Genomic DNA, 25396 nt, shown 5'->3' on the forward strand with positions numbered 1-25396 from the left:
CGGGCTCCCATGGGCGATCCCAGCGTAGCTCACATGACGGTGCTGACCGACGAGGTCGTTGCCGCGCTGCGCCCCGCGCTCACCGGGAACGGGCCATCCCGGGTGCTGATCGACGCCACGGTCGGTCTGGGCGGACATACGGCGGCGCTGCTGACCGCGACCGCCCCCAGCCGGGCGATCCTGTTCGACCGCGACCCCCATGCCCTGGCCCTGGCCCGCGAACGCCTGGAGCGGATGAGCCCGCCCTGTCCGCTGACCTTCGTCCATGCGGGGTTCGCCACCATGGCCGAGTCGCTGGCCCGCCTGGGGGTCGAGGAGGTGGCGGCCATCGTCGCCGATCTCGGGGTTTCCTCGATGCAGCTCGACCAGCCCGAGCGCGGGTTCTCGTTTCGCGGCGACGGGCCCCTCGACATGAGGATGGACCCGACCCAGGGCCGTAGCGCGGCCGAGCTGCTGGCTCGGATCGATGCGGGGGACCTCACACGGATCCTGCGCGAGTACGGCGAAGAGCCCGACGCCAAGCGGATCGCCGCCGCCATCGTCCGAGCCCGTCCCACCACCACCCGGGGCCTGGCCGAGGTCGTCGCCGAGGCCATGAGCGCCCCGCAGCGGCGCAAGCTGGCCGGACGCATCCACCCGGCCACGCGCACGTTCATGGCGCTGCGCATCGAGGTCAACGACGAGCTGTCACAGCTCGACCAATTCCTCAGCGACGCCCCGTCGCTGCTGATGGTGGGCGGACGCCTGGCCGTGATCACCTTCCACTCCCTCGAGGACCGCCGGGTCAAGCACCGGTGGCGGGCGCTCGGCCGGCCTCCCCAGCCACCGGCTCACCTGCCCCTGCTCGCGCACGAGCTGCCGCGGCCGCGCTTTGGCGTGCCCTCGGGCTTCGAGCGCGGGGTGACCCCCAGCCCCGAGGAGCTCGACCGCAACCCGCGGGCCCGTAGCGCCCGCCTTCGCGTGCTGGAGCGCCTGGCCCAATGACCATGCCACCCTCGATGCCGCCCACGAGCCAATCCTCGACCGAGCCCTCGCTGGGATCGCCACGTGCGTCGCTCCGTCGTCGCCGACAGAAGAAGCACGAGGCTCGTCCCCACGGCTGGCAGCGCAGCAGCGACATGCCGGCGGCCTCGCCCACGTCGCGCGGCCTCGACGACCGTCGCCGGGCCACCCCGGCCGGCACCTCGCTGCTGCTCACCCTCGTCGTGGGGGTGCTCACCGCGATCGGCATCGCCCGGGTCCACGCGACCACGCGGGTGCTCGAGCTGGGCGCCGAGATCACCGAGCTGACCGCCGAGCAGGCCAACCTGCTCGACCAGCGCCGCCGCCTCGCGGCCGAGCGCGCCTACCTGCGACACCCCACGCACATCGGTGAGGTCGCACGCAACCACCTCCAGATGATCCCCATGTCGCCCGACCTCGTGCAGACCATTCGCCTGCAGGCACCCGAGCCCCCTACCCAGTCGCAGTCCTCCTCGGACCCTTCCCCCTCGGAGTAGGCACGCAAATGAACCTCTTGCGGCGATCCCAAGCGCTGGTGATGAAGCCCATGGCCAGCGACCTGCGCGCGGTACAGCGCCGGTCGTGGCTGGTGGGGGGCGTGCTCATGCTGGCCCTCGCCGGCCTGGGGCTGCGCTCGTGGAACGTGGCCGTGGCCCAGCACGAGCCGCTGGCCGAGCAGGGCAACCGCCAGCAGCTACGCAGCTACAAGGTCAAGGCCAGTCGCGGCGACGTCGTGGACCGCAGCTACATCTCGCTGGCGGTGACCGATCGCGTGCACAAGATCGTGCTCAACCCGCGGCTCATCACCGCGCAGGAGCAGACCGAGGCGGTGATCGCCGCGATCATCGAGCTGTTCCCCGGCGAGGATCCCGAGTACCTGCGCGAGGAGCTGTCCCAGGACAAGGCCTACCGCCGCCTGCGCATGGTGCTCGACGATCCTCAGACCGACGCGCTGCGGGCCAAGAAGCTACCCGGCGTCAGCCTCGAGCCGGTGCCGCACCGCGTGTACCCGCGCAAGCTGCTGGCCTCGCACGTGCTCGGCCGCGTCAACGCCCAGGGCAAGGGCAACCTGGGCATCGAGTACGGGCTCGACGAGCACCTGCGGGGCCGCGACGCCATGAGCCCCGCCTACTTCGCGCGCGGCAAGAAGCTGCTCACCGAGGGCTTCCCCGATCCCGGGGTCTCGCGCGGGCACACGGTGGTGCTCACCATCGACTCCGCGATCCAGGCCATGGCCGAGGAGGAGATCAACACGCTGGTCGAGAACTGGACCCCGGTCAGCGCCAGCATCGTGGTGATGGATCCGAAGACGGGCGAGGTGCTGGCGATGACCAGCCGGCCCACCTTCGATCCCAACCACCCGATCGAGAGGCTGCCGCAGACGGTCAACCAGGCCGTGCAGGCCGACTTCGAGCCCGGGTCGACCATGAAGGCGATCACCGTGGCCGCCGCGCTCGAGCAGGGCGTGATCCGCAAGGACGAGAGCTTCTTCTGCGAAAACGGCCGCTGGCAGTACACCGACGAGCACGCGATCAAGGACACCAAGCGCTCCGAGTGGCTGAGCGTGACCGAGATCCTGGCCGTGTCGTCGAACATCTGCACCACCAAGATCTACGAGCGGCTGCGCAAGGAGAGCCTGCATCGCTGGGCGCGGCGCTTCCACTTCGGCGAGCGCCCGGCCATCGAGCTGCCCGGCGCCACCGCGGGCGTGCTGCACCACTGGGAGAAGTGGTCCGACATCCAGGGCGCCAACGTCTCGTTCGGCCAGGGCATGACCGCCAGCCCCTTGCAGGTGGCGGCTGCGTTCTCGGTGCTCGCCAACGATGGCGTCTACAACCCGCCCACGATCGTGCGGCAGGTGATCGACGCCGACGGCGAGCCGGTCGAGCTGCCGCGGCCCGAGCCCGAGCGGGTCGTGCGGATCGCCACCGCCAAGACCGTGCTCGAGATGCTCGAGAGCGTGGTGCACACCAAGGCGGGCACCGGGCGCAACGCCGTGATCGAGGGCTACCGGGTGGCCGGCAAGACCTCGACCGCCCAGAAGGCCAACCACGAGAGCGGTGGCTACGCCGAGGACGACTACTTTGCCTCGTTCGTGGGCGCGGTGCCGGCGAGGGATCCCCGGGTGGTGATCCTGGTCTCCGTCGACAGCCCGCAGGGCGGGCACTACGGCAACGAGGTCGCCGCGCCCACCTTCTCGCGACTGGGCACGCGGGTGATGACCTACCTCGGAGTCGAGCGCGAGGACGGCACCAGGCCGGCGCTCGATCCCATTCGCCTGATGGCCGACAGCACCGTGCTGGTCGAGGGCTTCACGCCCATCACCGACATCGAACCGCGGCTGCCCGGGCAGCGGGCGCCGAGCGTGGTGGGCGGGCTGCCGGACCTGACCGGGCTGACGGTCGCGGAGACGCTCGACGTGTGCGAGCGGATCGGGGTCACCGCGCGACCGCAAGGGACCGGGATCGCGGTGATGCAGAGCCTGCCGCCCGGGCCGGTCGAGCAAGGGGCGGTGGTCGACGTGCTGTTCGAGGCACCGGCCTGAGTGGGCCTGGGTGGGCCGTCCGCTCGCGCCCCCAGAGGCGCTCACCATCGTCGAGGGTCCAGTGGACACACCCCGGAGGATGCGCAATGCTCGACCCATGGCGCAGGCGGCCGCGAGCTCGAGCATGACCGAGGACGAATACCTCGCGTTCGAACGGGCGTCGCAGGAGAAGCACGAGTACGCGAACGGCGAGTTGTTTGCGATGTCCGGCGGCACCGGCGACCACGCGGCCATCGCCGCAAACCTGATCGGGGAGCTCCGCAACGCGCTGTTCGGTCGCGGATGTCGGGTCCATACCTCCGACATGCGCGTGAAGATCCCCAACACGCCCCGCTACGTGTATCCCGATGCCTCCGTGGTCTGCAGCAAGCCCGAGTATGCCGACGACACCAAGGACACCCTCACCAACCCGCAGGTGGTGATCGAGGTGCTCTCGGAGTCCACCGAGGCATACGACCGCGGCGAGAAATTCGCCGCGTACCAGACCATCCCTTCGATGGCCTACTACGTCATCGCCTCGCAGACCAAGCCGCGGATCGAAATCTTCACCCGCCAAGACGATGGCGGCTGGCTCCTGAGAACCTACGGAGCCGGCGAGTTGGCCGCACTGCCCTCGCTGTCGTGCTCGATCGAGGTCGACCGCATCTACACCGACGTGCTCGAGGTTCCGTCGAGCTGAAGTCCAACGCCGCTCAGCCGCGTGCTCGCGAGCGTCGGCGCCGCGCCAGCGCTCCGAGTATCACCACCAACCACCACCCCCGCTCCCCCTGCGGCGAGGCGCCGTTGCTGCACCCGCACCCCGACGATCCCGGCGTGATCGCACCATCGTCGAGGCCGGCCCCGGTGTCGCTCGTGCTCGCGCCGCCGGTGCTGCCACCGGAGTCGCCGAGCACGGTCGTGGCACCGACATCCTCGCCGCCTCCACCGCTGCTGTCCGCCGCCCCGGTGCCCGTCGGCCCGACCGTGTCCCCCGAGTCCACCGGCCCCGTGCTCCCGCCCCCGCCCGTGCTGCCCGCCGCGGGCACGCACTCCTGCGCATCGAGGTCGCAGACCTCCTCCTCCCCGCAGTAGTCGTCGTTCGTGCAGCACCCGGAGATCACGTCGCTCACACACCCCATGACCGGATCGCACGAGTCCGCCGTGCACACGTCGTCGTCGGCGCAGTTGGTCGGCATGCCCATGCAGGCGCCCCCCGAGCACGCGTCCATCTCGGTGCACGGGTCCCCGTCGTCGCAAGGATCGGTGAGATCCAGCTGAGCGCAGCCGACCCCGAAGTCGCAGTAGTCGAGCGTGCAGGCGTTGCCGTCGTCGCAGCTCACCAGCGAGCCCTGGCAAAGGCCTCCCGAGCACACGTCGTTCTCGGTGCAGACCTCGTCGTCGTCGCAGGGGTCGGTGTTGAACGGGTACGTGCACAGCCCCATGTTGCACACCTGATCGGTGCACGGATCGAGATCGTCGATGCAGTCGGCGTCGATCATGCAGGTGCCCACCGGCCCATCACCAACGATGAGGTCGTCGATCTCGATGTAGCCGTTCGTGGTCGAGCCGCCGCCGCTGAGCCCCACGTGGATGCTCTGGATCCGCTCGGGCGCGGCCACGCCCCAGAACGTGCCTGCCGGCGGGAGCTGGATGTTGGCCGTGGTGCCGTCGCCGAACGTGATGTACGCGAAGTACGTGTTGTCGGACGAGGCAATGTCGAAGCCCGCCCCGTTGACGCCGACCACGTTGCCCACGCTGGTGGTCTGGAACGAGAGCTGGAACGAGCCGTTGCAGCCGGCACAGTAGTGGCCGCCTCCCACCACGAGGTTCCAGTTCAGGTGCCCCGTGGTCATGTAGTCGGTCTCCCCGATCACGGCGCTCATCACCGCGTCGCTCTGGTTGAACACGTACGCCGGGTTCTGATAGTCGTCGGTGACGCTGACGATGATGTCGGCCTCGAACGCCGCGAGGTTGTTGTAGTAGGTGGGCGTGGCGGCCCGGGCCGAGCCGGCCGCGGTCATGACGAGCGCCCCGACGACGGGAACGGTGAGCAAGCGCGTGGTGGTGGTCTCGAGCCCGCGTGTCATGGGTAGTCCCTCGCAGCGCAATCGTAGTACGGCGAGCCCCTGCGCGGGCCGCCCATCGCCATCCCGCGCCGCTACGCCACCGCGAAGCAGTTGACGTCGATCGTGAACCCCGAGCCCCCGAGCCACATCCACGCCTCCTGCGTGGGCGACACGACCACCGTGAACTCCGTGGGCGGAATGTGCCCCACCGACACCGTCGCCGAGTACATTCCCGCCGCCGCGTCGAACACCCCTTCCTCGCACTGCACCTCGGGCCCGTCGCACGAGCCCTGCTGCAGCGACAGCGCGACCCCGAAGCCCGAGGTCACCGTGATGTCGCAGCCGCTGTTGTCGCCCACCATCCCCGGTGAGGTCCACGAGAACGTGGCATCGGCGTAGTCGTAGAACGTACCGCCCTCCTGGTAGCCCGACGGCCCACACGAGGAGCTCATCACGTTGCCGTAGTCGTCGATGTCACCCACGATGGGAGGCACGAGCGCCGCTCCGGGGCAGGTCTCGGCGAGCAGCTCGATGTCGATGTCGAAGTCGCCCGCGCCGCTCGTGCTGTCGACGAAGATCGTCACATACTCGCCAGCCGAGAGCACGCGCATCACCTCCGAGCGACCGAACGCCGGCCCGTTGCACTGGAGCTGCGGTCCGCCGCAGATCGGCCCCTCCTCGAGGTAGACCGCGGGCTGGAACGCCCCCGTGTCCACGCGGAAGGCATGCAGGCCATCGGCCTCCGCCTGCCAGCGAAACGCTCGCTCCGGGTTGCCATCGCCCCCGCAGGCCCCCCCGTGGGTGTTGGTCCCGGCCACGTTGGAGAACGTCTCGGGCAGCGGCTGCCCGGTGAGGTCGGCGCTGGGGCACTCCACCGGGTTGATGTTCAGCACCGCGGTGCCCGTCTCGCCCGCCTTGCCATCGACCACCACCAGCAACCGATCGTCCTGCCCAAACGGCCCCACGATCCGCGACGAGACCGAGCCCTCCGCGTCGTCGTTGCAGGCCAGCTCGCTGCCCTCGCAGTCGTCGCGCAGGTAGAGCAGCGTGTCGAAGTCGGATCCCTGGGTATCGAGCACGAAGAAGCCGTCGAACGGCACATCCCACTGGTAGGCCACGTCGTTGCTGCCCGCGCCGCCGCAGCTGCCCTCGAAGTCGTCGCCCGCGGGTGCGGTGGGGGTCTGCACCAGCCCCGAGCCCACCGGCGGCTCCAGCACCCCGTCGATGCACACCAGCGGTGGCTCTCCCGTGGTGTCCCCCGTCTCCGTCGATCCCGTGGTCGGGCCCACCGTCGTGTCGCCCACCGTGGCCGTGCTCGTCGTGGTCGTCGTGGTACCCGGGCCGGTCGGTGCGGTCTCGCTGCCCGCGTCGCCCGAGCTGCCCGTGTCGGGATCGATGTTGGTCGGGTCCTCGAAACAGCCACCCAACGCCCCCAGCAACGCCAACGAAGACCAACGCACGAGCTTCATGATGACGACCATGGTACCCCCCAACCGAGGCCCCCCCGCGCGAGATGGCATGCGCGATGACCTGCGCGATGCCGGGCGCGGCGGCCGGACGCACCGGCCGGACCCGACCGCCGGACGCGACTCACCCCAGGGCGTCGCTCGCGCAACACGGGCCGTCTCGTGGCCGGTGCAGCGGCACGCTACCCTTGTCGGCGATGTCGCCCCCCCGTGCCCTCGGTGCCCTCGCCCTGATGGGCGCCCTCGCGCTGGCGTGCCGCCCCGGTCCCGGTCAGCCCCCCGACGATCGCGTGTGGGGCCCGACGCGCGGCAAGGGGCCGCGCATCGTGATGGACCGGGCCAAGGCCGACAAGGGCGATCCCGCGGCGCTGCTCGACATGCTCGAGGCGGAGCTCCAGCGCAACTTCGCCGCGCTGTCCTCGCCCGACCTCGATCCCCCGGCCTACTACATGGGCTACACCGTCACCGCCGTCGACGAGCTCTACCTCGAGGCCGAGGACGGCGCGCTGCTGCGCGAGGACCGAGACCGCAATCGCGTGCTCGACATCGACGTGCGCGTGGGCGACCGGCAGCGCGACAACAGCCACAGCCAGGGCGGCGACCATGGCCCGGGCAACGGCCTCGGCTCGGGAATGCCCATCACCCTCGACGACGTGGAGCTGTCGCTCTCGCAGGCGATCTGGCTCGACACGGAGACCCAGTACAAGGCCGCCGTCTCCAAGCTTCGCGACGTGGAGAGCAGCGAGCAGCTGCGCTCCGAGGACGACGGCCCCGTCCACCCCGACTTCAGCAAGGAAAAGCCCACCGTCCACGTCGAGCCCGAGCAGAGCCTCGACCTGGCCGCGACCCAGGAGGCCTGGCGCGACGTGCTGGCCGAGATCTCGGCCGAGCTCGGCGACGACCCGCTGGTGCTGCGCAGCTCGGTCTCGCTGTCGGCCGAGGCCAACAACCAGTTCATGGTCAACACCGAGGGCTCTCGGGTGCAGACCGGACGCGTGCGACTGCGGATCATGCTCGAGGCCAGAGCGCAGGCCGCCGATGGGATGTACCTGCAGCGCTCCGAGTCGTTCGAAGCCCACACCCCCGAGCAGCTCCCCGACGTCGAGCGCCTGCGCGCCACCGCCACCCGCCTGCGCGAGGAGCTGCTGGCGCTGCGCAAGGCCCCGATCGCCGACCCCTACACCGGCCCCGCGATCCTCGAGGGCCGTGCGGCGGGCGTGTTCTTCCACGAGATCTTCGGACACCGCCTCGAGGGCCACCGCCAAAAGGACGACCTCGAGGGCCAGACGTTCACCGACAAGCTCGACCGCCGCGTGCTCCCCGGCTTCCTCGACGTCGTCGACGATCCCACCGTGACCACCCTGGGCGGCATCCCGCTCTCGGGGCACTACTTCGTCGACGACGAGGGCGTGCCGGCCCAGCGCACCCTGCTGGTCGACCGCGGACGGCTCAAGACCTTCCTGCTCGGACGCTCGCCCGTGCTCCCGTTCCGCCGCAGCAACGGCCACGGGCGCCGCGCCCCCGGCTACCAGACCGTCGCACGCCAGGGCAACCTCGTGGTGACCTCGCGCAAGACCTACTCGAGCCGCGAGCTGCGTCAGGAGCTCATCGAGGAGATCAAGCGCCAGGACAGGCCCTATGGCCTGCGCTTCTCCGACATCGACGGCGGCTACACCATCACCGATCGCAGCGGCCCCCAGGCGTTCCGCGTGACCCCGTTGATGGTCTATCGCGTCTACGCCGACGGCCGCCCCGACGAGCTGGTGCGCGGGGTCGAGATCGTGGGCACCCCGCTGGCCTCGTTCGACACGATCGTGGCCACCGGCGACGAGCCCGGGATCTTCAACGGCGTGTGCGGAGCCGAGTCGGGCTGGGTCCCGGTGAGCGCGGTGAGCCCCTCGCTGCTGCTCGAGAGCATCGAGATCGAGCGTGCCGCCCATGATCGCGATCGACCACCGTTGCTCCCCGCGCCAGGGTTCGGGGCGCCCGGCAGCGGCGGGGCCAGCCATACCGCCGGCAAGTCGACGGGCAAGGCGCCCGCCCAGACACCCGGCAAGAAGAAGTCTGGAGGTGAAGGATGAGCGCGCGTCGTTCCTCGCTCGTGGCCGTCGCGCTCGCGCTGGGCCTCTTCTACGGAGGGGGTACCCCCGCGAGCCATGCCGCCGTCGCCCCGCCCACCAGCACCCCGTCTGCCAAGCCCACGGTGAGCGCGGACGGGCGCGCCGAGCTCACCGCCGTACAAGAGGAGCTCGCCCGCGGCATCGCCAAGCTCCGCCTCCCCGACGCGCCCGCGCCCTACCGCGCCGAGGCCCGCTGGGTTCGCGCCCAGCTGCTCAGCCTCGACGGCTCCTACGGCGGCGTCATCACCAACGTGATGCAGGCCCAGAGCGCGGGCGTGGCCGAGGTGCGCGTGGGCACCCCCCAGCGCGACGACACCAACTTCCTGGGCTCCGACGCGGGCATCACTCGCTTCGACGTGCCCCGCGAGCCCTCGCCTCGGTTCCTGCGCAAGCAGATCTGGCTGGCCCTCGATCGAGCCTTCCGCGGCGCGACGCTGGCATTTTCGCAGAAGCAGGTCGCGCTCGAGCAGCTCAGCACCGAGACCACCGTGGCCGACCTCGGCCCCGCCGCCCCCGCGGGCGAGCACGTCACCCTGGCCACCGCGGCCCCGATCGATCGCGACGGCCTCGCCGCCATGGTGGGCTCGCTCAGCGCTCGCTTCGAGGACTGGCCCTCCATCGACAATGGCGACGTGCACCTGCAGATCCTCGAGAGCCACGAGTCGGTGCTCAGCAGCGAGGGCCTGGTGGTCACCCGCACCCGGGCCCGTGCCGTGCTGGCCGTGGTGGCCGACACCCAGGCCGACGACGGCATGCACCTCGACCACGGTCTGGCGATCCACCTGACGGGCATCCCCGCCGCCGACGACGCCCTGCTGGCCCAGGGCGAGCAGCTCGTCGACCGAGTGCTGCGCGAGCTCGACGAGCTGCAGCGCGCGCCCATGATCGACGAGGAGTACGACGGCCCGATCCTGCTGCTCGGTCCCGCCGCCGCCCAGCTGCTGGCCTCCACCGTCGCCACCGAGGCCTCGGGCCAGCCCGCCCCGCTGTCCGACGGCGGCCGGCTGATGGAGCTCGAGCCCGACTGGCAGAGCAAGGTCGGCAAGACCGTGCTCCCCCCGTTCCTCGATCTCATCGACGACCCCACGCGACCCGACGGGTTCGGCAGCTACGCCGTCGACGTGGAGGGCTTCGTGCCCGGTCCCCTCACCCTGGTGGAAGCCGGGGTGCTGCGCGACCTCATGCTCACCCGCGTGCCCAACCCCCACCACGGCAGCGGCAGCAACGGTCGCGCCCGCATGACCCCCGCGCTCGAGATCGGCCCCACGCTCAGCAACCTGCAGCTGCGCAGCCGCAAGCGCGGGCAGAACCCCGCCGCGCTCGAGCGCGAGCTGCTGCAGCGCGCACGCGAGGACGGCTACGACTTCGCCTACGTGATCGAGTCGCTACGCGACGGCACCGTGCTGGGACCCGTGATGCGCCCCGGAGCCGCCGCCTATGCCGGCACCGGCAAGCTCACCCTCCCCCTGCCCGCCCGGGTGTACCGCATCGATGGCAGCGGCAAGCGAACCCTGGTGCGCGGCGCCGTGATCGCCCCCGTGTCCATGCGGGCCCTGCGACGGATCCGCGCCGTCGGCCAGGCCGACCACGTCGAGCGCCTGCGCCTGCCCGTGGGCGCCTTCGGGGGCTTCTCCGCCGAGGTCGGCATGGACGGGATCCTCAGCCAGACCGTCGACGTATCGATCACCACCCCCGATCTGTTGATCGACGGCCTCGAGCTGTTGGTCGAGCGCGGCGAGCACGAGCGCCTGCCCACGCTGTCCCATCCCCTGCGTCGCTCGACCGTGGCGGTCGAGGTCGAGGACGCCGACGAACCCGATGCGAACGAATGACCGCTACAGCTTGTTCAGCGCGAACTCGACCGCCTCGATGATCGTGTACTGCGCCGGGTCGGCCACCTGAGCGCCGGCCGGCGGCTGCTGCAAGCCCTCGGAGTTCCAGCGCACCACGCCACGCTCGTCGAGCAGCACGATCACCGGGCTCTTGCCCAGGTTCTCGAACACCGTGTAGGCGTTCTCCATCCCGAGCTGACGAGCCTCGTTGAACTCGGTCTTGTTGGGGAAGCGGTACATCGGAATCGGGGCCAGCTTCTGGCCGCCCTGCTCCACCGTCCACTTCTTCTGGAACTCGCGCAGATCGCTGTCGTTCATCGCCACCTGCCGCCCCGTGGGGAACTGCAGCTGGATGTACATGATGTCGATGTCCTTGGCCTTGAGGTCGGGCTGGGCCTTCTGCAGCACCTGCAAGAGCGCCACCGCGGCGGCCTGCTCCTCGCGGTCGCCGCGATCCCAGTAGACCATCAGGTGCTTCTTGCCGTGGAGCTGCCGGCCGTCGAAGATGCCGCCGTCGGTGTTCACCAGCATCGCCATGGGGCTGGCGTGGCCGAACATGCGGCGCCGCGCCCACTCGGGCGCCTGGTTCAGCCGGGCCGCCCCCGAGGTCCAAAACGGCGGCACGTTCTCGAGCGGCGGCATGTCGGTCTTGGGCGAGGCCACGATCTCCACCGTCGCGGTCGACCCGTCCTTCTTGCGCACCTCGAGCTGGTGGGGCTGGCCGTCGATCACGTTGGCCGCATCGAAGTCGGCGCCGGTCGAGACCGCCTTGCCGTCGATCTTCTGGATGAGATCGCCCTTCTCGATCTGATCGCAGCCCTTGGTGCAGCCGTGGTTGTAGACCACGTACACGCCGCCCGGCTCGAGATCCTTGCTCATCGGGATGTCGAAGCCCGTTGTGCCACTCTTGGTGTCGCAGCCGCCCAGGGTCAGGGCGCTCAGCAGGCCGATGCTGGCGAGAAGACGCTTCATATCGTGCTCCCAGTCGCGCACCGTGGCGCGGCGCGGGACTGTAGGACGCCCCCGCGCGTCGCGTCAACGAACGACCCCGCCGAGGTTTTCACCTCTCGAGCCCACTCGTTTGGTGGATGGGGTTGGTAGGTGGGGTCGGGTTGGGGCGGTGGAGGCGGCGAGGCCGACACACGAGCGTCCTCACAGCCGACCGCGCACGGCCAGGCCCAGTGTCCAGAGCTGCGGGAGCTGTCCGCGGAGATCGACCCCCTGCTGCTCGCCCGCCGCCTGCAGCACGCCCATGGGCAGCGCCACCCGCTGCTGCGGATGGTCGAGCACCGCCACGCCGTACCAGGTCCACATGTAGTCGAATTGCAGGCCCACCGCGAGGTGCTCCATCAGGTACACGCTGAGGTTGGCCTCGACCGGGACCTCGATCCCGTGGAAGTCCAGGCCCACGAGACCGACCGCGGTCTGATAGCGGGTTCGCAGCAGGTTGTAACCCACCCCACTCCCCACGAAGGCTCCGATTCGGCCACGAGGAACGAAGTGGACCCGGAACGACGGTCCGAGCTGGGCGGCCCGCAGCTCGTTCTCCTGCACGGCCAGCCCCGCGAGATCGACCTGCAAGAGGCCCGCTGCCTGGGCCCAGAGCGCCTGTTGCAGCACGGCCGGATCGAGACCGTAGAGCAGCAGGGCATTGGTGCCCGGCGTGACGTTGGAGGACAGCGTGCCCCACCCCCCACCGATGCCCGCCTCGAACCAACCGCGAACGTTCCCGCCGAGGAAGCCACCCACGCGGGCACCCGGACGTGCATCGTGACCCTGGCGGCAGAAAGCGCCGCGGCAGCCGAGCATCCCGACCCGTACGTCGGCGACCACCCCGCGGTGCTCGATCGAGCGAGGCCCCGCGGCCCTCGGCGCGTCCACGGCCGGGTCGTCGTCGAGGATGGGATCGGCTTCGGGGATCAGCGAGGGAGGCGGGCTTGTCGGACTCGTCGTCGACGGCGATGGGGGCGTCGCTGGGGCGGTGGTCGAGGTCGCAGGGGCCGATGGAGGCCGAGTCGTCGTGATCCGGGCGGGGGCTGTGAGCGGCTGGGGTTCCTGCATGCCCGTCGGCCGTTGCACGGGAACCACTCCCTCCCGGTCGGCAAAGGCGAGGGTCGGTGCGGCCTCCAGCGAACGCGGAGATCCCGCAGCATTGGCGGGAGGCAACGTGGGTGGTCCCGCCAGGGCCTCCTCGGGCACCGCCGCCGCGATCAAGGCCACCAGGAGCCCAACGAGCCAGCGCCGGGGGGATGGGGTCTGGAATCTCAAGGGAGCGTCTCCGACGGGCCTGCCCACGTTAGCAATGAAATGAATCGACGCTATGAAACCCTTCTTGCGAATGGTCGATGGCGTCGGCATCCATCATCACGGCCGACGGGGCTCCGAGTTGCCTCGTGGGCGATCCCAAGCAACGAGGCTCGTACGAGCGAGCGCAATCGAGCGGCCCAGACGAAACGAGCGAGGAGCGGTCGAACGCCCCTCGCTCGTGACGCCATGGGCCGCGACGTCGTCAGCCGAGCAGACGGCCGCGCAGCTCGTCACCGATGGTGCGGGGATAGCCGAGCAGCGAGACGACTACGGAGGTGACATGACGAACGAGGCTGAAGGGGATCATCGAGCGCATCTTCCTTTCTTTGGCTTTCGGTGCGTCTGAGACCCAGGCCACGCGCCTTTCATGCCCGGAGAATTGAATCTTTCGTCGCGCCCAACGTAGCGGCGGCTCACTTCGGCGGGTGAAACCCGTCAGGTCTCACCCCGCTCGTCTTCGTGGGCGGCGAGTCCCTGCCCGCGACTCGTCATGCGTCGTCGTCTTCGCCCGGTGGCAATGCGTCGCGAGCGGCGCCGGACGGAAGTGCACGACGAGCCTGCTCGATCGTCTTGGCCAGCTCGACGTTGTGCTTGGAACCCACCAGCGTCACGCGACGGCGTCCCTTGGCGTCGCGCCACTCGATCCGCACCGCTCTGCCCTGATCGCCCGGCATGTTGTACAGCCAGCTGCCGTCGGGCCCCCGGCGTATGCCCCAGCCACCAAACGCGGTCCATCGGTACTCCGTGGGCGCAACCGACTCGATCGCCGAGATCGGGATCGTCGGGCCGAACAACCCGTACTGCACCTGCACCTTGCCCTGCGACACCGTCACGCGAAGCACGGCGAACAACATCCACACCAAGAAGAAGATCGGCAGCCCGATGAGCGCACCGAGCCATGCGCCAGGCTGACCGAGGACCAACGGAACCAATATCCCCAGCGCGCCCGCACCGATGAGCGCACTCATGATCCACGGCGCCCGCTGCTTGTCGCGGTAGAGCACCAGGCCCTCGCCCTTCATGTACTGGCGCTCGTAGGGATCCGCGGTTTCGACCGAGGCGCCCTCGCGCGCGGTCATCGAGGCGCCTTCGCGTCGCGCCAGCGCTCGCTCGTCATCGTCGTCGTTGGGCTCGGCCATCGGGGAAGCTGCCGCGAGCAGTATCGCCGACGCGGGCATGCGAAGGCGTCTCGAAGCCCTCGAGGATCGCGATCGAGATCTGGCTGTTAGCGATTCCCGAGTTCGTGCGTTCGACCGAAGCGCGGCAAGCGGCACCCTCCCCGCCCTCCGCTCGAATCCCACCTCCACCCACACGAACGCCCTTCACCGTCCCAAAACTAACCAATGATTCAAATCCATTGTTGACTCAGGTTAGTTTTGAAAGTTATTCTACTGTCATGGAGATCGTCATGGACCAGCCCCGCGTCGACGTCTCCGCCTTCGATCCCCTGGCCCAGACCCGACTGGACCGTCCTTCGGAGGAGCCTTCCGAAGAGCCCTCGGAAGGACCCGAGACCGGAGCCTCGGCCTCCCGTGCATGGGATCTTCCCGAGCTCGAGGCCGTCGACGCCGAGCAGCGCCCCCTGCTCGGCCGCTTCCGGCTGCTGCGCCGCCTCGGGAGCGGCGCCATGGGGGTGGTGTTCGAGGGCTACGATCCCGAGCTCGACCGGCGGGTCGCCCTCAAGGTGCTGCGACCCGAGGTCGAGGCCCAACGCGGCCTTCAGGCCCGCTCCCGCATGCTGCGGGAGGCGCAAGCGCTCGCCAGGCTCCGCCACCCCAACGTGACGATGATCTACGAGGTCGGCACCAGCGACGACGGTGCGCTCTTCATCGCGATGGAGCTGGTCGAGGGCCGCACGCTGCAGCGATGGCTGCGAGCCCGACCCCGTGGCTGGCGAGACGTCGTCGAGGTGTTCCTCCAGGCCGGACGGGGCCTGGCGGCGGCCCACCGCGCCAGCCTCGTCCACCGCGACTTCAAGCCCGACAACGTGATCGTCGACGAGTCCGGCCAGGCGCGCGTGGTCGACTTCGGCCTGGCCCGCAGCGCCGGCCTGGCCGAGCTGCTGCCCACCCTCGACGAGGCCGAGAACGGCAGCGTGGCGCTGCACCTCACCCGCACCGGCGCGGTGCTGGGAACGCCCGCCTACATGGCCCCCGAGCAGTTCGAGGGCGGCCCACCGCGACCCGCCAGCGATCAGTTCAGCTTCTGCGTGGCACTGTTCGAAGCGCTCTACGGACGACGTCCCTTCCCCGGCAACGACTTGCCCTCGTTGCAGCGCTCGCTGATGCGGGGCCAGCCGGTGGGACCGCGCCGCGGCGTGCCCCGGTCGCTCTACCGCGTGCTGCGGCGCGGGCTGTCGATCGATCCCAAGCGACGCTACCGCTCCATGGAGGCCCTGCTCGAGGCGCTCGCCGCCTGCCGGCAGCGCCACAGCGCCCCCCGCTCGCTCGCGTTGGTGGCCGGCCTGGTGATGGCCGCGGCCCTGGGCAGCGTGCTGTCGCCCTACACGGGCTCGACCCTCAGCAGCACGTCGTCCTCGTCCACGTCGGCCTCGTCGGCGGGCACCACCTCGAGCACGCGCGCCGAAGATGGCAACCCTTCGCCGCCATAGGCCACGCGGTTGAAGGTCTTCATGACCTCGAGCAGGGCCACGGTGCGGCCCACCTCGATCACGTCGCCCGCCTTCACGAACGCCTCCTGGCCCGGGGCCGGCCGCACATAGAAGCGGCCGGACAACGGGCTGCGAAACACCAGGCCCCCCGCTTCGGCCTGGGCCACGCCGCCGCCCTCGCCCACTCCCGCGCGCGCGGGGCCGGCTTCGGGGTCCAGACGCAGCAGCTCGTCGTCGTAGGCCACGGCTCGACGCGCCGCCGCCGGGCCCGGGCGCTCGAGCACGACGCCTCCCGCGTCGTCGGGCGCCCGCAGGCGATGCAGCACGCCCAGGATCTCCAGCTCGCCCACCAACCCTCCGGGGCTCACCATGCTGCCCGCCGCCGGGGCTCCGCGCCACAGTCCCACGGCGGGAGAGCGCAGCACCAGGGCCGTGCCGTCGCGTTCCAGCCGCGCCACGAGCTCGGGGGTGAACAGCCGTCCGTCGACCTGCGCTCGCTTCATCGTGCCTCGCTCCTCGTAGTCCTCTCGTCCTCGTGTCGCCGTCGCTGGACCCGCCAGTCTCCTGTTCCGAACCTAGCGGGGCCCGTCGATCAGCACGTGGAGATCGTGCAGCGACCAGATGCGGCTGTTCTTGATCCTCCGGTGGCCGATCGTCTGATACGACGCTTCCACCAGCACCCGCAGGTAGTCGCGCAGCTCGTGCAGCGCCACGACCTCGTCGGTGTCCATCTGGCGCGCCGCGAGGTAGGGGTCCATGTCCTGCTCGATGCGGGCCTCGACCGCCTTCATGCCCTGCTCGATCTCCCGGCGCTTGTCGGGGTCGGTGGCCACGATCTCGAAGTCGTCGTCGAGCTTGGTGTTGTAGGTGGCGATGGCCAGCGTGCGCCCTTCCATCACCGACAGCCGCGAGATCGTGGTCGACAGCTGCACCACCGGGTCGTAGGGCAGCCCCGCCATCGCGTAGTAGCCGGCCCCCGAGGCCTTGCGCAGCAGCACCGTGAACATCGGCACCTGGTTGGTCGAGTTGGTGTAGATGAGGCTGCTGCCGTAGGCGAGCAGCCCCTGACGCTCGGCCTCCACCCCGATGTCGAAGCCCGCGATGTCCTGTAGCCACACCAGCGGGATCCCGTCGTCGTTGCAGGCGCGCGAGAACGCGGCGATCTTGGCGATGCCCGCCCGATAGAGGATGCCGGCGGGTCGTCGCGAGCCCGGCCGCTCCGGGTCGCCCACCAGGCCCTGACGATTGATCACGAACCCGGTGTAGAGCCCGCCCACGCGGCCGATCCCGCACACCATCTCCTCGCCCAGGCCCGGCATCACCTCCCAGAACAGGCTGCCGTCGCACAGCCGCGCCAAGACCTGGGTGGCGTCATAGGCCTCGCGATGGTCCGCAGGCAGGAGCCCCCGCAGCTCCGCGCTCGGGAACACGGGCTCCATGGGCCCCGCGTCGCCGCGATGGTAGGGCACGGCCGAGCTGGGCAGGCGCGCGACCTCCTGGCGCAGCGCTCGCAGCAGCGTCTCGTCGTCGGGCACGCGCGCGTCGGCACAGCGGCTGGCGTGCACGTGCACCTCGGGCCCGCCGATGTCGAGGCTGGTGATCTTCTGGCTCTTGGCGCCCTTGATGAGGGCCGCCCCCGCGATGACCATGTAGGCCTGCTCGGTCATGTACACGCGGTCGCTGATGATCGGCATGTAGCCGCCGCCCGCGATGCAATCGCCGAACACCCCCGCCAGCTGCGGCACGCCGTGGGCCGACAGCAGGCTGTTCATCTTGAAGATGTGCCCCGCCCCGGTCGCCCCCGGGAACGAGCGCGACTGCTCGGGCAGGAACAGGCCGCTGCAGTCGACCAGGTACACGGTGGGCAGCCGCAGGCGCAGCGCCATGGTCTGGGCGCGCTCGATCTTCTCGGGCGTGCGGGGCCACCACGAGCCGGAGGCGACCGTGTTGTCGTTGGCGATCACCATGCACCAGCGACCCTCGATCCGGGCGAAGGCCGTCACCACGCCCGCCGCGGGCGATTGCAGGCCCTTGTCGCCGAAGCGGTCGCCGTAATTGACGAACGTGCCCACCTCGTAGAGCCGCGTGCCCGGATCGGCCAGCCGATCGAGCCGCTCGCGGGTGGTGAGCTTGCCCTTGGCGTGGACGCGCTCGACGTACTGCGGCCCCCACCCGGCCGCCACCTCGGCCCGGCGCTCGCGCAGCCGAGCCTCGCGCTGCTCGATCGCGTCCACATGGGCCTCGAACGTGGCGTCGTCGCAGAGCTGGGCGCGAGGCGCCCCGATGGGCACGAGGGGGACGTGGGTCATGCGGGGCGATCTCCTGCGGGCGAGCCGGGCCGACTGGGCGAGCCGGGCGAGCCGGGCCAACCGGGGATGGCCCGCGTGTCATAGCGATTGTGACGAAAGGCCTCCGAGGCCAGGATGGCGCGGTGCATCGGCACCGTGGTGGGCACGCCCTCGCACACCAGCTCGGAGAGCGCGACGAGCATGCGATCGGCCGCGGCGTCGCGGCTGGGCCCGTGGGCGATGACCTTGCAGATCAGGCTGTCGTAGTGCGGCGGGATCCGATAGCCCGAGCTCACGTGGGTGTCCACGCGCACCGTGCTGCCCGTCGCATCGGCCGCGCCATCGGGGCTCTGCCAGCGGGTGATCGTGCCAGGCGCGGGCCGAAAGCCCTGCGAAGGATCCTCGGCGTTGATGCGGCACTCGATCGCATGCCCGCGCAGCTCGAGCTGCTCCTGCCGCAGCGACAGGGGGTGGCCGGCCGCCACCCGCAGCTGCTCGCGCACCAGGTCGACCCCGCTGCGCATCTCCGACACGCAGTGCTCGACCTGCAGCCGGGTGTTCATCTCCATGAAGCGCAGCACGCCGTCGCCGTCGAGCAGGAACTCCATGGTGCCCGCGCCCACGTAGCCGATGCGGCAGGTGGCCTCGACGGCAGCCGCGAGGCTCTGCGCCCGCACCGCCTCGGGGAGCACGGGTGAGGGCGATTCCTCGATGAGCTTTTGGTGGTTGCGCTGCACCGTGCAGTCGCGCTCGCCCAGGTGCACCGCCTGCCCGTAGCGATCGGCCATGACCTGGATCTCCACGTGGCGCCCGCCCTCGACCAGCCGCTCCATGTAGACCCGCGGATCACCGAAGGCCGCGCGCGCCTCGGCCTGGGCGTCGGCGAAGGCCTCGGCCACCTCGCCGGAGCCCCGGGCGATCCGCATGCCCCGGCCGCCGCCGCCGCTCTCGGCCTTGATGAGCACCGGGTAGCCGATTTCGTCGGCCACCGCTCGCGCCTGCTCGACATCGGCCAGCACTCCGTCGCTGCCCGGGATGAGCTGGAGGCCCGCCGCCCGCATGGCCTGCTTGGCCGGCGTCTTCTTGCCCATCAGGTGCATCACGTGCGCGGGCGGACCGACGAAGGTCACCCCATGGCTCTCGCACAGCGCGGCGAAGGTGGGGTTCTCGGCCAAGAAGCCCCATCCCGGATGCAGCGCCGTGCATCCGCTCTGGCGTGCCGCCTGGACCACTCGCACCGCGTCGAGGTAGCTGCCCGCCGCACGGCCCGGGCCCAGGCGCACCGTCTCGCGGCCGTCGAGGTACGCGGCCCCGGCATCTGCCTCGGAGACCCCGAACACCGGGGTGATCCCCAGCGCGTCGCAGGCCTTCGCGATGCGAACGGCGACCTCGCCGCGATTGGCGATGAACAGCCGGTGGAACGTGGCGAGCGCGGCCATGAGGCGCGCAGGCTAGCAGAAAACCGCTCTCCGCAGACCCGCCTCCGCGCGCGTGCTCGCCCGCCCGGTCCGACCCGCCCACATGTGCGCCGCCGTGCTCGCAAGACCGCCGGACCGACGCCGCTCGTCGATCTTTACGCTTGCGCATCGGGCTTGTTCTCGTTGTGATGGGGGACGCGATGGCCCGGGAAAACGTAGACGTCGACAATCTCCAGATCACCGGAGCCAGGCCCAGCGAGGGACCCGAGGCCCCGCTCACGGTGCAGGACGAGGTGATCATCGTCGTCAACCAGGCCTACGGCCCGGCCGGAGATCCCATCGTGGGCATCACCGACGTCGAGTTCGACGGCTTCCCGGCGCTGACCCTGCTGGTGCGCGCCGAGGGCCGCGAGGAGCAGGTGCACCTGTCTCCGATCCACGGCGATCGCCGCAAGGTGGGCATGGCCGACCTGCCCACCGGCACCAAGTGCGAGCTGCTGTGCCCCGTATCGCGCAAGCCCCTGCCTCGCGTCGGTCGCATCGGCGAGAGCGAGGCCGAGTACTGCGCCATCTACCTCACCAAGAAGCTCGACGAAGGCTCGATGATCTACGTGAGCGACACGTGGGGGCACCACCACTCGCGCATCGTGGACAACAACGAGATGATCTCGCTGTGGGTCGCGGCCGAGTCCGGCGAGTGAGCGGCTGGGGCTCCCAGTCGCAGGCCCGTGAGTAGGCTCGTGAGCACCCCCGCTCCGCCAGCAACCACGTGCATGCGTCGCGTCGTGCGAGCGGCGGCGCTGGGATGGACGCTGGCGATCTTCGTGCTGCTGTGGATGCCTCCGCCTCCGCCCCCGGAGCTGGTGTGGCCCTGGTGGGACTCGCTGGTGCACTCCTGCCTGCTCGCCGCGTTCGGTGGGCTGTGGACGTGGGCCGGGCGCCGTGGTGCATGGGTGCTCGTGGCGGGCGTGCTGGTCGGAGCGGTCACCGAGCTCGGCCAGGATCTGCTGCCCTGGGAGCGCCACACCAGCCTCGGCGACTTCGCGTTCGACGTGCTGGGACTGGTGAGCGGCTGGCTGCTGGCCCGCGGAGCGTGGCCGCGTGCGCTGGGCTCACGGCCACGCCGGTGGTAGCGGCGCACGGAGGGACGAACCATGCCACACGCTCGTCGTGCGCCGGGCTCGGCCGCGCGACGGTCGGACATCAGTAGGCCCAGGCGTCGATCGTCGGCATCGGCTCGGGCCCCGCGGTCGAGTCGTAGGCACGGCCGCCTTCGGGGCGCTCGCGCCAGAACAGCTCTTGATCGTACTTCGCCTCCTGGAGGAAGAACTGCACCGGCATCGCGATGGCGAGGGGCTCGCTGAGCCCGGCGTTCGCCAGCCTGGTCTCTCGCAGCGCCTGGGCCATGCACGCATCGCCTTCGGCATCGATCAGCGAGCCGCCCACGAGCATCGGCTGCGTCACGTGGCCGTCGGGCTCGACCGTGAGCTGCACCTCGACGCGCGTCACGATCACGGGGTCTCGAGTCATCGCGACCTCGTAGCAGCGCCGCAGCTCGGCGCGAGCGGACTCGATCACCTCGAGCCCCACGCGCCGTGCCGCCCTGCGCGTGGGGGCACCGGCATCGGCCTGTAGGGCCTGCGGCAGTCCGCCCGCTCGCACCAGCACCCGCGGCGCCTGGACGAGATCGTTGCCCGCATCGAGCAGGGACGGCCCCGTGTCACGGGTGTCTCGCAGGAACGCGATCACGCGCGGATCGTCGAGGCGCGCCCACTCGACCCTGCGCACGCGGATGAAGCGGTACAGCTCGCCCTCGCCCTCCTCGGGGAGCTCGCCCTCGGGCGCGGTCGCTGGCTCGGGGTCGTCGCTCTCGGAAGCGGCCCCCGGCGGCCCCGCCACGGACGGCGAAGGCGTCAGCGCCTCGGCCACCACGGCGGCGCTGGACTCGTCCGCGGTCGCGTCATCGTCGGAGGGCGCGTCGGCCTCGTGCTCGAGCCGCCACTCGAATTCGTAGAGCAGCTCGTAGATCTCCCCTCGCTCGGCGAGCGCCCGATCGGTCTGCCCGAACAGCTCCTCGTGCTCGGCCAGGTACAGCTCGCACATCGCCTTGCCGTCGCGGAGGTAGGCGGGGTCGTCGGAGGCCTTGAACGCCTGCAAGAGCCCGTGCCCCATGCGTGCGAGCAGCTTGTGACGCACGCCGTCGGCCGAGGAATCGGCGGGCAGCTGCAGCATCGCGTGACCCCACAGCGCGACCGCTTCCGGGTAGCGCGCCTCGGCGTAGCGCTCCTCGCCGAGCAGGTAGATCCGCGAGGCCGCAGCCGAGACGGGGCTCGCCGGCTCCGGCTCGACCTCGGGTGCCCGAACCTGCGGCGCAGGACTCGGCGTCACGGTGGGGACCCCAGCCGCGCTCGCACAGCCCAGCGCCATTGCTCCCAATCCGACCACTCCGACTCGCATCGACGGCTCCCAACGGCGGCGCATCCGCCTCCTTACGAACGAGGCAGGCGAAGCCTGGCGACAGGCCCGCGGCGCCGTCAGGCTACGCTCCCAACGGACCGGCGCAAATGCCCGTGGATCCGCCGCGATCTGCACACTCGACCGGCGTATCCGCCGCCACCGTCCGAGGGGCCGCTTTGAGGCTCGGCTTCGCGCCTCGACCCAGCTTTTTCGAGCCTCTCGATGTCGTGGGATCGCGCTCCTGGGGCGCGATCCCCGAAGTGGGCGGACGATGTGAGAGGACGGTCGGAAGAAGCGCCAACTCCATCGAGAACGCTGTACACCCAACTCAGTGCAAGAATCCCCTACGGAGCGGCCCGAGAAAGCACTTGATGTCCTGCTCCCGATGCCTCAATAATGGATAACAAATCACTCCCACATGGGTGGTGATTGGAACATCCAGGGATGTTGCTCGGAGTGGCCACGGAAGAAATCAGGTTTATCCTTACCTTCGCGAAAGGGGTTGCGACTGAAGGGCGTTCGGGCCCTCGGTCCTGTCCGGGAGGTGGTGGTGACACGGGGTTTCAACCTGGGGGAATGGCGAGCACGACGAGGGGCATGGGCGTCGACGGGCCGGAGCTCGGATCGCATGACGCGACCCGAACCGGGGCGACTGGGGTCCCTGCGTCGTCCGCCGCGGCGCGAGTCGACCGAGGTCGACGAGCCCGCCGAGCGGTGGATCATCGACGATCTCGAGCCGCTACATCACGAAGAACAAACGCTCCGCTAGACACGAGCTCGACTTGAGGCGATTCGGCCGGCGCCGTTGCCCTCGGGACGGGAGGGCGCGCCGCCGGCCACGGTGACGACGACTACGACCACGAGAGCGCGAGGGAAGGACGGTTGATGATGGCATCGAGGGAGAAGACGGTAACGCTCAGCATCGAGCCCGGTGAGGGCAAGGGCATGATCGAGCGCGAGGGAAGGCGGAGGGTACAGATCGACTTCTCGCCAGCGGCGTACGCCCGGCTAGACTCGATCCGTGAGCGAAGCGAGGCGCAATCCAACGCGGAGACGGTCCGCAACGCCTTGCGTCTGTACGACTGGTTCCTACGCCAGCGGGATGAAGGCTACGAGGTGAGACTGGTCAAGGGAGACGAGGAACGCGCGGTCGAGCTGCTGTGGTGAGAGCCACTGCCTCGGCCGCGCCTTCCGTCGAGGAGGCACGCGATGGCAAGGTCCGAGGCAAGGCCGCAAGAGCCCACGTCCGTGGATTTCGATCGAACGCTCGAGCTACCCGCCGAGCCGCTCGACGATCTCGACGAGCTCGAGACCACGATGGCGGGTCCGAGCCAGCCCCGCCAGACCCGCAAGCAGATCGTCTCGCACCCGCTCTCGCTCGACGACGATGACGACGACGACCAGCAGCAGGAGCAAGAGCTCCGCATCGCCCGCGAGCTCGCCTCGCGCCGGCTCTCGATCGCCCGCCGCGAGCAGCGCCACCGCCATGCGATCGAGCTCGGCGATCAGCGCCACCGCCACGAGCAACGCCTGCTGCGCGGTCGCCAGGAGGCTCGCATCGTGGCCGGCGTGCTGCTGCTGGTGGTGACCTCGGGCCTGGCGTGGATCACCATGCCCAACGCCGATGCGGCCCAGATCGTGTTCACCACCAGCTTCGGTGCGGTCGCCGGCTACCTCGGCGGCCGCACCCGCCGCGAAGGCCAGAGCTGAGCCGGACCGACCCCGGCCTCGAGCGCCTCGGCCGACCGTGGGTGCTCGGAGGTCGCAAGGCGTCGGGGGTGTCGAGCGCCTCTCAGCCGGGCGTGCAGCGGTTCACGAGCGAGAATTCGCCCTGACAGTACTTGCCGTCATATGGCCACAGCACGCCTTCGTCGTCGATGTAGAGCTCATTGGTCGGATCGAACGCGAACGGGCACAGATCGCACGCATCTCCCACCCCATCGAGATCCTGGTCGAGCGGTGGCAGCCAGCATGCGTAGGACCACAGGGCCTCGATCCCGCCCACGTCGTCGGGATGGAGCGGGAGGTTGGTCTCGAGGGTGAGGCCGGCCTCGGCCAGCGCCTGCTCGCAGCCCGGCGGGGGCAGCACGAAGCCCGGCGTCATCACGACCGAGGGGGGAATCCGACGGCACGTGGAGCTGGCCTCCTGCTCCTCGGTGCACTCCACGGCCAGGGGCACGCCGTGGGGGTCGAGGCGCGGGTACTCGCCGGGGTAGCTCACCGTGCAGCACTGACCGTTCGCCGACACCGGATGGAACCCGATCCGCCGCGGGTTCATGATCCCCTCGCAGGCCGAGCCCAGCTCGCACGCGTTGCCGAGGAAGTCATCGTCGGGGTCGTCGCTCAGCTGCTGCTCCTCGTCGCCGACCTGCAGGGGGTTCTCCACGAAGGGGCAGGTGTCACAGATGTCCCCGACCCCGTCGGCGTCGGTGTCGACGTGATCGCACACGCCGGCCGAGACCTCGCACTTACGGCCGGGTGGGCACTGGTCGTCGCTGACGCAGGCGATGCTCGGAGACACCGGCGCTCGCGGGCAGGCATCGACCAGGTTGGGCAGCCCATCCTGGTCGAGGTCGTCGTCGGGGCCGAACCCCACCACCCCGGCCGCTCCGGGCAGGGGGGCCAGCCCCTCGCAGGCATCGCCGATCCCGTTGGCGTCGACATCGGCCTGGCACAGGGTGGGATCGCCATCGGCGATGGGATCACCGGGCTTCCACGGCGAGGTGAGGTCGTAGCCCTCGCAGTTGGGCACGTGGATGCAGTTGTCGCAGGCATCGCCGATCCCGTCGCCGTCGGCATCGGCGGTGCTGGGCGCGTTGCGGATCCGCAGGTAGGGCGGCACCGCCGGGTTCGCTTCGTAGGCCGCGGCGGCTCGCCGGCATGGATCGCAGCTGTCGCCAAGCCCGTCGTGGTCGATGTCGAGCTCGTGGTTGAGCTGCGGGAACGCGACCACCGGGCACGCGTCGATCGGGTCGGCGATCAGATCGGCGTCCATGTCGCTCTGATCGGGGTTGTAGACGTTGCGCGCGTTGTCCTCGCCCAGGGCCACACAGTCGAGATCCTCATCCTCCAGGCAGGTCGGACCGTCGGGCCCGCAGACCTGGACCGGTGGATCACTCGGGTCGGTATCGGCCGTGCCGCCGTCAGCAACGCCAGTACCACCGTCCGTGGTGCCGGCATCGGTGTCCGTACCGCCGCCCGGAAGCTCGCCCACGTCCTTGCTGGGGATGACGCACGCGCTCTCGCACAGCCCCAGCCCCAGGATCCACGCACCAAGGATTCGATGTCTCATCGCCTCCTCATTC

Annotated in this window: 22 protein-coding genes; 12 read left to right on the top strand and 10 right to left on the bottom strand. The window is 70.2% G+C overall.

The window, feature by feature from the left end; translation table 11 throughout:
• The first annotated feature begins 33 nt into the window (after window positions 1-33).
• The 4 genes from rsmH (at window position 34) to OEB96_RS43655 (ending at window position 4226) form a co-directional block, all read left to right on the top strand.
• Window positions 34-984, top strand: coding sequence for a 16S rRNA (cytosine(1402)-N(4))-methyltransferase RsmH (rsmH, locus tag OEB96_RS43640; RefSeq protein WP_266222917.1), 951 nt, complete (start codon window positions 34-36; stop codon window positions 982-984).
• Window positions 981-1499, top strand: coding sequence for an FtsB/FtsL family cell division protein (locus OEB96_RS43645; protein ID WP_266222918.1), 519 nt, complete (start codon window positions 981-983; stop codon window positions 1497-1499). The genes rsmH and OEB96_RS43645 overlap by 4 nt, the downstream gene beginning before the upstream one ends.
• 8 nt (window positions 1500-1507) lie before the next feature.
• Entirely contained in the window at window positions 1508-3547 is a 2040-nt protein-coding gene (locus OEB96_RS43650; RefSeq protein WP_266222919.1) for a penicillin-binding transpeptidase domain-containing protein, read from the top strand.
• A gap of 97 nt (window positions 3548-3644) precedes the next feature.
• A complete protein-coding gene (locus OEB96_RS43655) occupies window positions 3645-4226 on the top strand; it encodes a Uma2 family endonuclease (protein WP_266222920.1) in 582 nt (193 codons plus the stop codon).
• A 13-nt stretch (window positions 4227-4239) separates the two neighbouring features.
• On the opposite strand, the gene OEB96_RS43660 is transcribed toward OEB96_RS43655, so the two are convergent.
• Entirely contained in the window at window positions 4240-5613 is a 1374-nt protein-coding gene (locus tag OEB96_RS43660; RefSeq protein WP_266222921.1) for an MYXO-CTERM sorting domain-containing protein, read from the bottom strand.
• 71 nt (window positions 5614-5684) lie between these two features.
• Complete coding sequence (locus tag OEB96_RS43665; protein WP_266222922.1) at window positions 5685-7061, bottom strand: hypothetical protein; 1377 nt, start codon at window positions 7059-7061, stop codon at window positions 5685-5687.
• A 194-nt stretch (window positions 7062-7255) separates the two neighbouring features.
• On the opposite strand from OEB96_RS43665, the gene OEB96_RS43670 reads away from it, so the two are divergent.
• Window positions 7256-9139, top strand: a complete 1884-nt coding sequence (locus OEB96_RS43670; protein WP_266222923.1) for a TldD/PmbA family protein — start codon at window positions 7256-7258, stop codon at window positions 9137-9139.
• Window positions 9136-11010 (top strand): metallopeptidase TldD-related protein, encoded by a 1875-nt coding sequence (locus OEB96_RS43675; RefSeq protein ID WP_266222924.1) that lies wholly within the window; start codon window positions 9136-9138, stop codon window positions 11008-11010. The genes OEB96_RS43670 and OEB96_RS43675 overlap by 4 nt, the downstream gene beginning before the upstream one ends.
• 3 nt (window positions 11011-11013) lie before the next feature.
• Here the strand turns inward: OEB96_RS43675 and OEB96_RS43680 are convergent, their stop codons facing one another.
• From OEB96_RS43680 to OEB96_RS43690, 3 genes are all read right to left on the bottom strand, one after another.
• Window positions 11014-11982, bottom strand: coding sequence for a hypothetical protein (locus OEB96_RS43680; RefSeq protein WP_266222925.1), 969 nt, complete (start codon window positions 11980-11982; stop codon window positions 11014-11016).
• A 180-nt stretch (window positions 11983-12162) separates the two neighbouring features.
• Window positions 12163-12891, bottom strand: a complete 729-nt coding sequence (locus OEB96_RS43685) for a hypothetical protein (protein ID WP_266222926.1) — start codon at window positions 12889-12891, stop codon at window positions 12163-12165.
• Between the two features lie 914 nt (window positions 12892-13805).
• Window positions 13806-14456 carry a hypothetical protein gene (locus OEB96_RS43690; protein WP_266222927.1) on the bottom strand — a complete coding sequence of 217 codons (651 nt, stop codon included), beginning with the start codon at window positions 14454-14456 and terminating at the stop codon, window positions 13806-13808.
• Between the two features lie 269 nt (window positions 14457-14725).
• Here OEB96_RS43690 and OEB96_RS43695 point away from each other — a divergent pair, with 269 nt between their 5' ends.
• Window positions 14726-15928, top strand: coding sequence for a serine/threonine-protein kinase (locus OEB96_RS43695; protein WP_266222928.1), 1203 nt, complete (start codon window positions 14726-14728; stop codon window positions 15926-15928).
• Here OEB96_RS43695 and OEB96_RS43700 read toward each other — a convergent pair.
• The 3 genes from OEB96_RS43700 to OEB96_RS43710 form a co-directional block, all read right to left on the bottom strand.
• Window positions 15820-16431 carry an acetyl-CoA carboxylase biotin carboxyl carrier protein gene (locus tag OEB96_RS43700; protein ID WP_266222929.1) on the bottom strand — a complete coding sequence of 204 codons (612 nt, stop codon included), beginning with the start codon at window positions 16429-16431 and terminating at the stop codon, window positions 15820-15822. The two genes, OEB96_RS43695 and OEB96_RS43700, sit on opposite strands and share 109 nt — an antisense overlap.
• A gap of 72 nt (window positions 16432-16503) precedes the next feature.
• Complete coding sequence (locus tag OEB96_RS43705) at window positions 16504-18237, bottom strand: acyl-CoA carboxylase subunit beta (protein WP_266222930.1); 1734 nt, start codon at window positions 18235-18237, stop codon at window positions 16504-16506.
• Window positions 18234-19655: an acetyl-CoA carboxylase biotin carboxylase subunit gene (locus OEB96_RS43710; protein WP_266222931.1), complete on the bottom strand. Its 1422-nt coding sequence runs from the start codon at window positions 19653-19655 to the stop codon at window positions 18234-18236. The genes OEB96_RS43705 and OEB96_RS43710 overlap by 4 nt, the downstream gene beginning before the upstream one ends.
• Before the next feature lie 179 nt (window positions 19656-19834).
• On the opposite strand from OEB96_RS43710, the gene OEB96_RS43715 reads away from it, so the two are divergent.
• Both OEB96_RS43715 and OEB96_RS43720 read left to right on the top strand, forming a co-directional pair.
• On the top strand, window positions 19835-20335 hold the full coding sequence (locus tag OEB96_RS43715; protein WP_266222932.1) for a hypothetical protein: 501 nt from the start codon (window positions 19835-19837) through the stop codon (window positions 20333-20335).
• A gap of 72 nt (window positions 20336-20407) precedes the next feature.
• Window positions 20408-20767 carry a VanZ family protein gene (locus OEB96_RS43720; RefSeq protein ID WP_266222933.1) on the top strand — a complete coding sequence of 120 codons (360 nt, stop codon included), beginning with the start codon at window positions 20408-20410 and terminating at the stop codon, window positions 20765-20767.
• A gap of 70 nt (window positions 20768-20837) precedes the next feature.
• Here the strand turns inward: OEB96_RS43720 and OEB96_RS43725 are convergent, their stop codons facing one another.
• Window positions 20838-22022, bottom strand: a complete 1185-nt coding sequence (locus OEB96_RS43725; protein WP_266222934.1) for a hypothetical protein — start codon at window positions 22020-22022, stop codon at window positions 20838-20840.
• A 697-nt stretch (window positions 22023-22719) separates the two neighbouring features.
• On the opposite strand from OEB96_RS43725, the gene OEB96_RS43730 reads away from it, so the two are divergent.
• From OEB96_RS43730 to OEB96_RS43740, 3 genes are all read left to right on the top strand, one after another.
• Entirely contained in the window at window positions 22720-22860 is a 141-nt protein-coding gene (locus OEB96_RS43730) for a hypothetical protein (protein WP_266222935.1), read from the top strand.
• Window positions 22861-22976: 116 nt separating this feature from the next.
• Window positions 22977-23258 carry a hypothetical protein gene (locus OEB96_RS43735; RefSeq protein ID WP_266222936.1) on the top strand — a complete coding sequence of 94 codons (282 nt, stop codon included), beginning with the start codon at window positions 22977-22979 and terminating at the stop codon, window positions 23256-23258.
• A 42-nt stretch (window positions 23259-23300) separates the two neighbouring features.
• Window positions 23301-23801, top strand: coding sequence for a hypothetical protein (locus tag OEB96_RS43740; RefSeq protein WP_266222937.1), 501 nt, complete (start codon window positions 23301-23303; stop codon window positions 23799-23801).
• A gap of 82 nt (window positions 23802-23883) precedes the next feature.
• Here OEB96_RS43740 and OEB96_RS43745 read toward each other — a convergent pair whose 3' ends face one another.
• Window positions 23884-25383, bottom strand: a complete 1500-nt coding sequence (locus OEB96_RS43745) for a thrombospondin type 3 repeat-containing protein (protein WP_266222938.1) — start codon at window positions 25381-25383, stop codon at window positions 23884-23886.
• Between the last annotated feature and the right edge of the window lie 13 nt (window positions 25384-25396).

The organism is Paraliomyxa miuraensis (assembly GCF_026337845.1).
GTDB lineage: Bacteria > Myxococcota_A > Polyangia > Nannocystales > Nannocystaceae > Paraliomyxa > Paraliomyxa miuraensis.